Origin of the sequence: Gulosibacter sediminis, from assembly GCF_014904065.1 — a bacterium.
GTDB lineage: Bacteria > Actinomycetota > Actinomycetes > Actinomycetales > Microbacteriaceae > Gulosibacter > Gulosibacter sediminis.
The window spans coordinates 18147-30269 of the sequence record NZ_JACXJG010000005.1 but is presented as its reverse complement, the minus strand read 5'-3'; the positions used below and the strand labels follow the sequence as shown (position 1 = coordinate 30269).

8 protein-coding genes and 2 pseudogenes are annotated in these 12123 nt (G+C 68.0%); 4 read left to right on the top strand and 6 right to left on the bottom strand.

Annotated elements, in window-relative coordinates:
* Window positions 1-21: 21 nt before the first annotated feature.
* From def to ID132_RS02025, 6 genes and pseudogenes are all read right to left on the bottom strand, one after another.
* A pseudogene (def, locus tag ID132_RS02050) lies at window positions 22-514 on the bottom strand (peptide deformylase).
* Window positions 511-1923 (bottom strand): mycothione reductase, encoded by a 1413-nt coding sequence (locus ID132_RS02045; RefSeq protein ID WP_193127749.1) that lies wholly within the window; start codon window positions 1921-1923, stop codon window positions 511-513. The pseudogene def and the gene ID132_RS02045 overlap by 4 nt, the downstream one beginning before the upstream one ends.
* A gap of 32 nt (window positions 1924-1955) precedes the next feature.
* Complete coding sequence (locus ID132_RS02040; protein WP_125105736.1) at window positions 1956-5387, bottom strand: pyruvate carboxylase; 3432 nt, start codon at window positions 5385-5387, stop codon at window positions 1956-1958.
* Between the two features lie 205 nt (window positions 5388-5592).
* On the bottom strand, window positions 5593-6138 hold the full coding sequence (locus ID132_RS02035; protein WP_125105735.1) for a MerR family transcriptional regulator: 546 nt from the start codon (window positions 6136-6138) through the stop codon (window positions 5593-5595).
* Between the two features lie 315 nt (window positions 6139-6453).
* Complete coding sequence (gene ftsR, locus ID132_RS02030) at window positions 6454-7185, bottom strand: transcriptional regulator FtsR (protein WP_125105734.1); 732 nt, start codon at window positions 7183-7185, stop codon at window positions 6454-6456.
* A gap of 3 nt (window positions 7186-7188) precedes the next feature.
* A complete protein-coding gene (locus tag ID132_RS02025) occupies window positions 7189-7683 on the bottom strand; it encodes an FHA domain-containing protein (protein WP_125105733.1) in 495 nt (164 codons plus the stop codon).
* 87 nt (window positions 7684-7770) lie between these two features.
* On the opposite strand from ID132_RS02025, the pseudogene ID132_RS02020 reads away from it, so the two are divergent.
* The 4 genes and pseudogenes from ID132_RS02020 (at window position 7771) to ID132_RS02005 (ending at window position 11104) form a co-directional block, all read left to right on the top strand.
* Window positions 7771-8611, top strand: a pseudogene (locus tag ID132_RS02020) (DUF3097 family protein).
* A 43-nt stretch (window positions 8612-8654) separates the two neighbouring features.
* Complete coding sequence (locus tag ID132_RS02015; RefSeq protein ID WP_193127748.1) at window positions 8655-9122, top strand: hypothetical protein; 468 nt, start codon at window positions 8655-8657, stop codon at window positions 9120-9122.
* A gap of 9 nt (window positions 9123-9131) precedes the next feature.
* On the top strand, window positions 9132-10301 hold the full coding sequence (locus ID132_RS02010; protein WP_193127747.1) for an exonuclease SbcCD subunit D: 1170 nt from the start codon (window positions 9132-9134) through the stop codon (window positions 10299-10301).
* Window positions 10298-11104 carry an AAA family ATPase gene (locus tag ID132_RS02005; protein ID WP_193127746.1) on the top strand — a complete coding sequence of 269 codons (807 nt, stop codon included), beginning with the start codon at window positions 10298-10300 and terminating at the stop codon, window positions 11102-11104. The genes ID132_RS02010 and ID132_RS02005 overlap by 4 nt, the downstream gene beginning before the upstream one ends.
* Window positions 11105-12123 lie beyond the last annotated feature (1019 nt).

Sequence of the window (12123 nt, the reverse complement as noted above, 5' to 3'; positions counted from 1 at the left end):
ACTGCCGAGAGCGGCTGGTTCTTAGAACCAGTCGCTCTCGCGGATTTCCCGGAGGGCGAGCCGGCGCTGGTCCTTCGCGAGCGTGTCGACGTAGACTGTGCCGTTGAGGTGATCGGTCTCGTGCTGCAGCATCTGCGCCATCACGCCCGTGCCCTCGAGCACGACTTCCTCGCCCTCGAGATCGATGCCGCGCACGCGCGCGTATGGGTAGCGCTTGGTCGGGAACCAAAGNGCCGGGCACCGAGAGGCAGCCCTCATCGATCTCGGTCGGTTCGCCCGAGACCTCCTCGAGCACGGGGTTGATAACATAGCCGACCTTGCCGTCGACGTTGTAGCTGAACGCGCGCAGGGGCACGCCGATCTGCGGCGCAGCCACGCCCGCGCGACCATCCATGTCGGTCGTTTCGACGAGATCGGCAATGAGGCTGCGGATGCGGTCGTCGATCTTCGTGATCGGGTCGGCCTCCGTGCGCAGCACGGGGTCGCCGTAATACCGGATGTCGCGAATGGTCACGCTTGCAGTTCCTCCTCCGCCTTCAGCAGGGCGTTCTCGATGATTTCGGTGGCGGCCGGGTGCGGCCAATACTGGCCGCGGGCAAGGCCGCGCACGCTCTGGTTGAAGCTCGCGGCCTGCAGCAGCGGCTGCAGCAAAATGGGTGCGTCGGGGCCGATGATATGGGCGCCGAGCAGCTTGCCGGTGACCCGCTCGACGACGATCTTGAGGAAGCTCACCTCGTCGTCGAGCGCCCACCCCCAGGCCGTCCAGCCATAGTCGTGGCGCACCTCGAACGCGTCCATGCCCTGCTCGGTGGCCTCCGCGAGCGTGAGCCCGAAGTGGGCGACCTCGGGGGCACTGAACACGGCGTACGGCACGGGCCCGAGCGTGTTCTCGGCGAGCGCTTCGCCGCGGGCTGTGCGGCGCAGGTTCTCGGCGACGATGCGCGCATCCTGGTTCGCGACGTGCTTGAGCTGGTGCGGCGACGAGACGTCGCCGAGCGCGTAGATGCCGTCGACGGGCTCGCCGTCGCGCAGCACGCGCTGGCCCAGGTCGACCGCGAGCGTGCCGTCGGCGCGGACGTCGAAGCCGGCCGCGTCGACACCGAGGCGGTCGGTGTTCGGGATGCGCCCGGCGGCCACGAGCACGAGCTCGGCCGAGAGTTCACTGCCGTCATCGAGCGTGAGTTGCCAGCCCGAGTCGCGGTGCTCAGCCGAGGCGACCGTGACGCCGGTCCGCACCGACCACTGCTCGCCCGCGAGCTTGGTGAAGGTCTCGGAGACGTCGGCGTCGGCGCTGCGGAGCAGCGGCGAGCGGTTGAGCTGCGTGACCTCGACGCCAAACGCCGAGTAGACGGCGGCGAACTCCGACGCGACCGCACCGCCACCGATGACGAGAAGGCTCGCGGGCAGCGCGTCGAGCCGCAGGGCGTCGTCGCTCGAAATCACAGTGTCGCCGAACGGCAGGTTCGGCAGCTCGCGCGGCCGCGAGCCGGCCGCGATGACGATGCGCTCACCGCGCAGGCGTCGCCCGCTCACCGTCGTGAGCTCGCGCTCCCCCGTGAACTGCACGGTCTCGCGCACGAGCGAGATGTTCGGCTCCCCGTGGTCGCGGTAGGCCTCGCCGCCGTGCGAGATCGAGTCGATGCGACCGAAGACGCGGTCGCGCACGGCCGCCCAGTCGAGCTCAGCCGAGCCGTGCACGCCGAGGTGCCCACCTTGGCGCACCTCGCGCGCAACGTCGCTCGGGTGCACGAACATTTTCGTCGGAATGCAGCCGGCGTTGAGACAAGTGCCCCCGAACCAGCGACCGTCGTCAACGATCGCGATGCGCCAATCGGCGAAGTCCGGCCCGGGAATCGTGTTGCCCGAACCGGCCCCGATGATAATGAGGTCGAACTCCTCGTACTCGGTCTGGGGCACGGCCATCCCTTCGTCCTGCGGGGATGGCCGTGCGCGCGCTACTCGGCGCCGACCAGCCCGCTGCTGTCTGCGGGTCGGATGACGGCAACGAGATCGCCGTTGTCAACCGACTGCGATGCCTGCTGGAGCACCACCCGCTCAATCGTACCCGCGACGCTCGCGGTGATTGCCGCCTCCATCTTCATAGCCTCGATGGTCGCGATCTGGTCGCCCTGCGCGACCTCCTGGCCGGCCTCGACGCGCACCGTGACGGTGCCCGAGAATGGCGCCGCGACGTGGCCGGCGTTGTTCGGGTCGGCTTTCTCGCGCTCGATTTCTTCGACCTTGACGCTGCGGTCGCGCACGAGCACGGGGCGCAGCTGGCCGTTCAGCGTGGCCATGACGGTGCGGGTGCCCGACTCGTCCGGCTCACCGATCGCCTCGAGGGTGATGAACAGGTCGACGCCCTTCTCGAGCGGCACCCGGTACTCCTCGCCCGGCTCGAGTCCGTAGAGATAGTCGAGCGTGTCGAGCTTCGACAGGTCGCCGAACAGCGCGCGGATGTCTTCGAAGATCGCGGTCGGCTGTGGGAACAGCAGGCGGTTCAGCGTCGCCCGGCGGGTTGCCGAGTCGCCCGCGAGGTCAGCCTCGTCCTGCGCGCTGAGCGGCTTCACATCGATGTTCGGCTGCTGACCGCGCAGCGCCTTCGTGCGGAATGGCTCGGGCCAGCCGCCCGGCAGGTCGCCGAGCTCGCCGGCGAGGAAGCCCGTGACCGACGCAGGAATGTCGTAGTTCTCGGGGTGCTCCTCGAAGTCCTTCGGGTCGGCGTTCACGGCCACGAGGTGGAGCGCGAGGTCACCAACGACCTTCGACGACGGCGTCACCTTCGGCAGGCGACCGAGAATCCGGTCGGCCTCGGCGTACATGTCCTCGATGCGCTCAAAGTCGTTCGCGAGGCCGAGGGCGATCGCTTGCTGGCGCAGGTTCGAGAGCTGCCCGCCGGGAATCTCGTGGCGGTAGACGCGGCCGGTCGGCGACGGCAGGCCCGACTCGAACGGGAGGTAGATCGCGCGCACGGCTTCCCAGTATGGTTCGAGGTCGGTGACGGCCTGCAGGTCGAAGCCGGTGTCGCGCTCGGTGTTCGCGAGTGCCGCGACGAGCGCGCTCATCGACACCTGACTCGTCGTGCCTGACATCGGCGCGGCGGCGACGTCGACCGCATCCACCCCGGCGTTGCTTGCCGCGACGAGNGTCGCGAGCTGGCCGCCCGCGGTGTCGTGCGTGTGCAGGTGCACCGGCACCTCGAAGCGTTCGCGCAGTGCCTCGACGAGCTTCGTCGCCGCGGCCGGGCGAAGCAGGCCCGCCATGTCCTTGATCGCGAGCACGTGTGCGCCCGCATCGACGATGCGCTCGGCCAGCTTCAGGTAGTAGTCGAGCGTGTAGAGGTCTTCGGCCGGGTCAAGCAGGTTGCCGGTGTAACACATGGCCACCTCGGCCACCGAACTGCCGGTCTCGAGCACGGCGTCGATCGCCGGGCGCATCTGCTCGACGTCGTTGAGCGCGTCGAAGATGCGGAAAATGTCGACGCCCGTGTCGGTCGCCTCGCGCACGAACGCATCGGTGAGCGAAGTCGGGTACGGCGTGTAGCCGACGGTGTTGCGGCCGCGCAGCAGCATCTGCACCGGGATGTTCGGCAACTCGGCACTCAGGCGCGCGAGTCGCTCCCACGGGTCTTCGCCGAGGAAGCGCAGGGCGACGTCATAGGTCGCACCACCCCAGGCCTCCATCGAGAGCAACTCGGGCAGCTGATGCGCGACGTGCGGCGCGACCTCGAGCAGGTCGGTCGTGCGCACGCGGGTGGCGAGCAGCGACTGGTGGGCGTCGCGGAACGTCGTGTCAGTCACTCGCAGGCGAGGGTCGGCGCGCAGCTGTGCTGCCCACCCGGTGGGGCCGAGCTCGCGCAGCAGCTGCCGCTGGCCGGTCGGCTCACCTGCCGCCTTGAGCGCCGGCAGCTTGAGCCGCGGCTGCGCCGTCGCGGGGCGCTCGCCGTTGGGTTTGTTCACGGTGACGTCGGCGAGCCAGTTGAGGATCTTCGTGCCGCGGTTCGCCGACTTGCGGTACTGCAGCAGCTCGGGCCGCTTCTCGATGAAGTCGGTCGAGACCTCGCCGGCGACGAATGCCTCGTCGCCGAGCACGCCCTCGATAAAAGGAATGTTCGTGGCGATGCCACGGATGCGGAACTCGCTCAGCGCGCGCCGGGCTCGGCTCACCGCGGTGGGGAAATCGCTGCCGTGGGCAATGAGTTTGAGCAGCAGCGAGTCGAAGTACGGCAGCACCTCGGCGCCGGTCGCGACGGTACCGCCGTCGATGCGGATGCCCGACCCACCGGCCGAGCGGTAGGCCGTGATCGTGCCCGAATCGGGGCGGAAGTCCTGCGACGGGTCTTCCGTGGTGATGCGGCACTGGATCGCGTAGCCGCGACGCTCGATGGCGTCCTGCTCGAGACCGAGGTCGGCCAGCAACTCCCCCGCCGCGATGCGCATCTGCGACTGCACGAGGTCGATGTCGGTGATTTCCTCGGTGATCGTGTGCTCAACCTGGATACGTGGGTTCATTTCGATGAACACGTGCTGGCCGGCGCGCTCGCCCTCGGTGTCGATGAGGAACTCGACGGTACCCGCGTTGACGTAGTTGATCGACTTGGCGAACTTCACCGCATCGGCATAGATCGCGTCGCGGATCGACTGGTCAAGGTTCGGCGCGGGCGCGATCTCGATGACCTTCTGGTGGCGGCGCTGCACCGAGCAGTCGCGCTCGAACAGGTGCACCGCGTCACCGCTCGAGTCGGCGAGGATCTGCACCTCAATGTGCCGGGGCCGCAGCACGGCCTGCTCAATGAACATAGTGTCGTCGCCGAAGGCGCTCTTTGCCTCGTTCATGGCCGACTCAAGTGCGCTGCGGAGGTCTTCGTGCCGCTCGACGCGGCGCATCCCTCGACCACCGCCTCCGGCGACGGCCTTGGCGAACACGGGGTAGCCGATCTCGTCGGCCGCCGCGATGAGGGCGTCGACATCGGTCGACGGCTCGGACGACTTCAGCACCGGCACCCCGGCGCCGATGGCCTGCTGCTTCGCGTGCACCTTGTTCCCCGCCGAGGCGAGCACGGTCTGCGAGGGGCCGATGAAGGTGACGCCGTTGTCGGCACAGGCCTTCGCAAAGTCGGCGTTCTCGGAAAGGAAGCCGTAGCCCGGGTAGATAGCATCGGCGCCAGAAAGCTTCGCGACCCGAATAATCTCGTCGATGTTGAGGTACGCCTGCACCGGCGACCCCTCCGAGCCGATCTCATAGGCCTCGTCGGCCTTCAGGCGATGCAGCGAGTTACGGTCTTCGAATGGATACACGGCGACGGTGTTCGCCCCGAGTTCGACCGCGGCCCGGAATCCACGGATCGCGATTTCACCGCGATTCGCGACGAGAATCTTCTTGAACACGCTTCCCCTCACTCTTCCTTGGGTGTGGAAGTGGATTGTGCACGTTGTTGTGCGGTGCAGTTCACACTATCGGTCGAGCGGCGGGATTTGCGTGGGGAAACCGCGCGGATCGGCGCACACGCGATATTTCGTGGATATGTTCAAGCAAACAAGAAAATCGCGAACTTTTCGTACAAGTCCGCGGTTTCTCTGAGGTATGGATGCGCTAGCTGACGCGCTTCTTGCGGCGTGCCGCGAGTTCGTCTTCGGGTTCGGCCCGCTCGGTTTCGATGTCGACGAGGTTCGTCTCGACCTCGCGCAGCACCTGACCGACGAAGATGCCGAAGACGCCCTGGCCACGCTGGACGAGGTCGATGACCTGGTCGTTCGAGGTGCACAGGTACACACTCGCGCCGTCGGACATCAGCGTCGTCTGGGCGAGGTCGGTGATGCCGGCATCGTGCAACTGCTCGACGGCGATGCGAATCTGCTGGAGCGAGATGCCCGTCTCGAGCAGTCGCTTCACGAGCTTGAGCACGAGGATGTCGCGGAAGGAGTAGAGGCGCTGTGAGCCCGATCCTGCAGCGTTCTGAATGGTCGGCTGCACGAGCTCCGTGCGGGCCCAGTAGTCGAGTTGACGGTAGGTGATGCCGGCCACCTTCGCGGCGACGGCGCCACGGTACCCGAGGTTCGGGTCAAGGTCGGGCAGACCATCAGTGAACAGCAGCTCTCCGTGCAGCGGCTGTCCGTCTGCACCCTCGCGTGCGCTCATGGCGTTACCCTTTCCAACCGAACCGTGCCGGTCTGCTTTGTGCGGATGTTCCGCCCAGTTGCGTTGCAGTCAGTCTTGTCCTTCGGACCGGATTCGTAGGTGCGGCTCGCCGGTGCAGCGTCGCATGACGCATCCGATTTCGAAGGTCGGCTCACCTCAGTGTAGGCGAGCCAGCGTCGTTCATCGAGGTCGAATTACAACGATGAGATCGTGTCAAAGAATTCCACGTCGCCAGAGGTGGCACGCCGAAACCCTCAACTTCAAGTTGAGGGTGAGACCAAACCGTAACCTCCGGCCTGCCTCGCCCGTCCGGACTTAGCCGCGGCGGTCGCGCAGTCCCTGGCGCAGTAGCGCCGAGCGGACCCGTTCGAGCGCGGTCGCGAGCTCATCCGCCTTCTCCTGCGCGCGGGCCGAAGCCTCCGCATCCTTGCCCCGCTTCAGCGGCGTGATCGCGCGCTCGACGAGGCCGAGGTCGTGCTGAGCGGCCGAACGGTAGGGCCGCAGGTGACGCGGCTGAATGCCCGAGCCGTCGAGCTCGACGAGCGTCGTGAGCAGCACGAGTTCCTCCTCGCCGTAACGCATCGCCCTCGCGATGAGACCGGCGGTGTGCGCCGCCTCGAGCAGGTCTCGGCTCGCGCCCGAGCGCTGCAGCAGCTCATCGCGGCGCAGCTCGAGCCCAGTTTCGAGAATGCCGAGGCCCGCTGGTGCGGTCGCCTCACCCTTGGCGCGCGCCGGCGCCGCGGCGCCCGGCACCTTGGGGTTCTCGCCACGGTCGACCGCGTCGAGGTACTCGCCGATCACCTTCAGGGGCAGGTAGTGGTCGCGCTGCAGAGCAAGCACGACGCGAATGCGCTGCACGTCCTGGTCGGAGTACTTACGGTACCCCTTCTCGGTGCGGGCAGGGTGCACGAGCCCCTGCTCTTCGAGAAAGCGAATCTTCGACGGAGTGAGCTCCGGGTGCTCAGCGCCGAGGCGCTGCAATACCTGCCCGATCGACAGCTTCGGGGTCGCGCCACTCGACGCGGCCGCCGCAGTTGACGCCACCATCGGCTACTGAGCCGTCTGCGTGCCCGGCACGTCGAGCGGCGATGCGTAGAAGGTGAGCCGGTACTTGCCGATCTGCACCTCGCCACCGTTCGTTAGCTGAGCCTGGTTGATGCTTTCGCCGTTGTAATACGTGCCGTTGAGCGAGCCGAGGTCGCGCACTTGGAAGGTACGACCCGTGCGCGTGAACTCCGCGTGGCGACGCGACACCGTGACGTCGTCGAGGAAGATCTCGGCGTTCGGGTGGCGGCCGGCGATCTGCAGGTCGGTGTCGAGCAGGAAGCGGGCGCCAACGTTGCTGCCGCGGCGAACGATCAGCAGCGCCGAGCCCGAAGGCAGGGCTCCGATCGAGTCCATTTCTTCTTTGCTCACACCACCGGCGATGAGTGCGGCGAGCTGAGCGCTGAAGTCACCGGTGAATGACATGGTCGACGACTGCTCTGGGTGCTGGTCGTCGTCACCGCGGGGGTGCTCCAGGTCGCGCCCGTCGTTCTGCGACATGTATTCCTCCTGCTCGATGAGAACAATCAGCTTAGCGCACGCCAAAATCTGAAGGATGGGCGTGGGCCCAGTAAACTCGCGCTCATTATGGACGAGCGGTATGACATTGACCCGATTGCGCGATTGCGAGAATCACGCAAGCCTAAGGGCCCTCGTAAGGTTACCGCGCGCAAGGGCATGTGGCTTGAGGATCCCGTAACAGAGTTCTACGGGCAGCTCGCCGCCGCCGATCGCGAGACCGTAACGCTACGCGACGCCGACGGCGCCGTGAAGAAGTTTCCGCGGCACGAGATGTTCTTTGACGATGACGGCGCGGTGCTGCTGACCTTCGCCGCCGTGGCGCCGAAGACGCCCACCCGCAGCGCCTCCGGCTCGGTCTACGTCGAGGGCGCCCGCGCCCGTGTCGCCCGCGCCGGCCGCATCTTCGTCGAGGGCCGGCACGACGCCGAGCTGGTCGAGAAGGTGTGGGGCCACGACCTGCGCATCGAGGGTGTTGCGGTCGAGTACCTCGAGGGCGCCGACCACCTCGAGGAGGTCTTGCGCGAGTTCGCGCCGGGAGGCCCACGACGTGCGGGCATCCTGCTCGACCACCTCGTCGAACGCTCGAAGGAGTCGCGCATCGCCGACGACATCACCGCGAAGTNTCGGCCGCGACTCGGTGCTCGTCATCGGTCACCCCTATATCGACGTGTGGCAGGCGGTGCGACCCGAGCGGCTCGGGATGCGCGAGTGGCCGAATATCCCGCGCGGCCAGTCGTGGAAGCACGGCATCTGCGCGCACCTGGGGTGGCCCCACGAGGAACAGGCCGACATCGCGCGGGCCTGGCAGCGCATCCTCGGGCGAGTGCGCAACTGGAATGACCTCGAGCCTTCGGTGATCGGCAGGGTCGAGGAACTCATCGATTTCGTGACGGCTCCGGGAGCCTGATCGCACCGCCGGGTGCGATCACTACAAATCGTAGAGTTAGGCCATGTCTATTCGCGTGTGGCAGGCTCTGCGCCTCATCCTTCCGGCCGTCTGGCTTGGCCTCATCATCGCTATTGACCTCATCGAGGCGCCGCTGAAATTTCAGGCACCCGGCATCACGATTCCGCTTGGCCTCGGCATCGGCCGGCTCGTGTTTCTCGCGATGAACATCACCGAGATCGTCATCGCCCTCGTGCTCGCCATCGCGCTGTGGCGCAGCCGTGCCGATCGACGGTCCTGGACGCTCGCGGGTGCCGCCTTCGCTCTGCTTGTGCTCAAGTTCGGGGTGATTCGTCCGCTGCTCGCGGTGCACACGGACACCGTGCTCGCCGGCGGCGAGGGTGGCTCGTTCGCTCACTTCTTCTATATCGCGACGGATGCGGTGCTCTTCCTCGTGCTCGTGTGGCTGGTTGCCTCGCAGGCGCGGCGGTTCATCGGGGTGCGCGAGGTCAATGTCGCAGGCTCGCGCTAGCCTGCGTGCATGCGCATCCTGCACACGTCTGACTGGCACATCGGTCGTACTTTCCATGGCGAATCCACCCTCGCTCACCTCGAGGAGGTGCTGCGTGCACTGACCGAGTTCGTGCCCGAACACGACGTCGATGTCGTCGTTGTCGCGGGCGACATCTTCGACTCGTCAGCGCCGGCCGCGGCCGCCTTCGATTTCTTGGCCGCCGCGCTCCAGCGCCTACGCGCCGCTGGCGCGACCGTCGTTGTGTCGAGCGGCAACCACGACTCGGCGGCACGTCTGCGATTTCCCTCGGCCTGGGCGAAGCTCGCCGACATTCACATTTCGGCCGACCCGGCGCAGCCGGCCGCGCCCATCGAACTCCGCGACGAGCACGGTTCGGTGCGGTGCTACCCCATCCCTTATCTCGAACCGGCGCTCGTGCGTCACCTGCCGGGTGCCGACGGGGTGCGCTCGCAAGAAGACGCCCTGCGCTGGGCGACCGAGGCGGTGCGCGCCGACCTCACGGCGCACGGCTCCGACGGCGAGCGCACCCTCGTGCTCGCGCACTGCTTCGCCTCCGGGGTACCCGAGACCACCCCGGGCGACGACATTGAACGCGACCTCACGGCCGGCGGCATCGACGTCGTGCCGAGCTCGCTGTTCGAGGGCTTCGACTACGTCGCGCTCGGGCACATCCACTCGCGCGTCGAAGTGACCGAGCGCATCCGTTATTCGGGAGCGCCGCTGCACTACTCGTTCAGCGAGGCGGGGGCGCCGCGCGGCGCCTGGCTCGTCGACCTCGACGCCGACGGCTTCGCCGGCGCGACGTGGCTAGAGCTACCGGTGCCCCGCGCGCTGACGCGACTGCGCGGCGAGCTCGACGAGCTTTTGACCAACGCCGCTCACGCCGACGCCGCTGGCGACTGGGTGCAGGCGCAACTCACCGACGCGGCCCGGCCGATCGACGCGATGCGCCGCCTGCGCGCGCGCTTCCCCCACGCCGTGCATCTCGAATACGACCCACCGGCCCCGGCCGAGGGTGCCCCCTCGCACCTCGAGCAGCTTTCGCAACACACGAGCGACGAGCAGCGACTGCGCTCGTTCTTCGAGTTCGTGCGCGGAGAATCGGCCACCGAGGCCGAACTCGACGAACTCGACGACCTACTCGCCGCCGCGCGTGCGAAGGGGGCCCAGCGATGAGGATGCTCCACCTCGCGTTTCGCGGGTTCGGCCCGTATCGCGACTCGCAGACAATCGACTTCACGAGCCTGGCCGCTGACGGGCTCTTCCTGATCACCGGCAAGACCGGTGCCGGCAAGTCGACCGTGCTCGACGCGATCGCGTTCGCGCTCTACGGCAGCGTGCCGCGCTACGACGGCTCGGTCGGCCGGGTGCGCAGCACCTTTGCGTCGCTCGACAACCCAACCGAGGTGACGCTCGAGTTTGAGCACGGCGGCGAGCGCTACCGCATCACCAGGTCGCCCGAGTACGAGCGCCGCAAAAAGCGCGTCGCTGAGGGCACCACGGTACAGGGCGCCGCACAGCAGTTCGATCGCTGGGACGCGGCGGCCGACGACTGGCAGGGCGTCGCGACGAAGGCGAGCGATGTCGCCGACGAGCTTGGCCAGGTCTTTCCGCTCACGAGTGGCGAGTTCTTTCAGGTGGTCCTCCTCGCACAGAGCGACTTCCAGCGCTTCCTCCACGCCGACTCGAAGGATCGCCAAGACTTGCTGAGCAAGCTCTTCCGCACGCACCGGTACCGCGACCTCCGCGAGTTCGCGCAGGAGCGCGCCCGCGAAGCCGCGCAGGAATGGCAGGGGCTGCAGCGTGACCTGCAGGGCGTCGCCNGAGCTTGGCCTCGGCGACGACGAGTCCGCCGTCACCGACGAAGCTCTCACCTCGCTCGCGGCCGAGGTTGCCGACTCGGTGACCGCCGCGGCGACGGCACTCGGGGCAGCGCAGGGTGTGCACGACGACGCGGCGAAGCGGCTGCGCGACCTTGAGCGACAACAGGAACGCCAGCAGCGCCGAGATTCGGCTGCAGCGCAGCTCGCGCGCCTCGAGGCCGAGCGCGAAGACATCGCGCGGGAGGTCGACGAGCCGTTGCGACGCGACCGGCTCGCCTCGCCGCTCGTGCCCGTGCTCGATGCCCACGCGCGGGCCGAACGCACCCGCGCATCCGGCGAGCGGANCTCGAGGCGGCCGCCGCGGCGTTCGACGCCCGAATTGCGCGGGCCGATGCGGCCGAGCTGAACAACCTCGTCGACGGCACCGAGCTCGCCGCGCGTACGGCCGCACACACGCTGCTGCGCGAACGCCTCGGCACGCTCCGCGAAGGTGAGTCGGTCGACCAGCGGGTCGAGCGGGCTGAGCGCGCAGCGCGGTCCGCCGACGCCGAGCGTGCAATCACGCGAGAACAGTTTGAGCAGCTTCGGCAGGCCCGCGCCGATCGGCCCACGCAACTTCGGGCACTCGACGGCGCCGTCGCCGAGCTCACCGCAAAGGCTGGACAGCTCGACGAAGCGAACGAGCTCGTGACGATGCTCGCCGGGCAATTGCGCGCGGCGAAGGCGGCCGCGGGCCTGGCCAAGCGTCGCGACGCCGCTCTGGCACAGCGCGAGCAGGCCGCCGACGCACTGTCGAGCGCATCCGCCGCCGACCGCGAGCTGATTACCCGCCGCCTCGACGGCAGCGCCGCCGAGCTCGCCGGCCGCCTCGTCGACGGCGAACCGTGTGCGGTCTGCGGCTCGACGACGCATCCCTCCCCCGCCGAGTCGGTTGGCGAANCGGTCACCGATGCCGACCTCGAGGCATCCTCGGCCGCCGTCGAGTCGGCGAAGCATGCCGATGCCGAAGCGCGCGGCGCGTACGACGACGTGGCGGCCGAGCACGCCAAGCACGCCGCGGCCGCTGGTGGCCTCGACGTCGACGAAGCCACCACGCGACACCGCGACGCGACCGCCCGCGCGAAGCAGCTTGAATCGGCGGCGGCCGAGCTTGCGCATACCCGTGCGAACGCCGA

What these genes read in the sequence shown, in the direction of transcription:
- ID132_RS02045 (WP_193127749.1), bottom strand. Translation starts at nt 1,923, where the DNA reads ATGGCCGTGCCCCAGACCGAGTACGAGGAGTTCGACCTCATTATCATC.
- ID132_RS02035 (WP_125105735.1), bottom strand. Translation starts at nt 6,138, where the DNA reads ATGAGCGCACGCGAGGGTGCAGACGGACAGCCGCTGCACGGAGAGCTG.
- ftsR (WP_125105734.1), bottom strand. Translation starts at nt 7,185, where the DNA reads ATGGTGGCGTCAACTGCGGCGGCCGCGTCGAGTGGCGCGACCCCGAAG.
- ID132_RS02025 (WP_125105733.1), bottom strand. Translation starts at nt 7,683, where the DNA reads ATGTCGCAGAACGACGGGCGCGACCTGGAGCACCCCCGCGGTGACGAC.
- ID132_RS02015 (WP_193127748.1), top strand. Translation starts at nt 8,655, where the DNA reads ATGTCTATTCGCGTGTGGCAGGCTCTGCGCCTCATCCTTCCGGCCGTC.
- ID132_RS02010 (WP_193127747.1), top strand. Translation starts at nt 9,132, where the DNA reads ATGCGCATCCTGCACACGTCTGACTGGCACATCGGTCGTACTTTCCAT.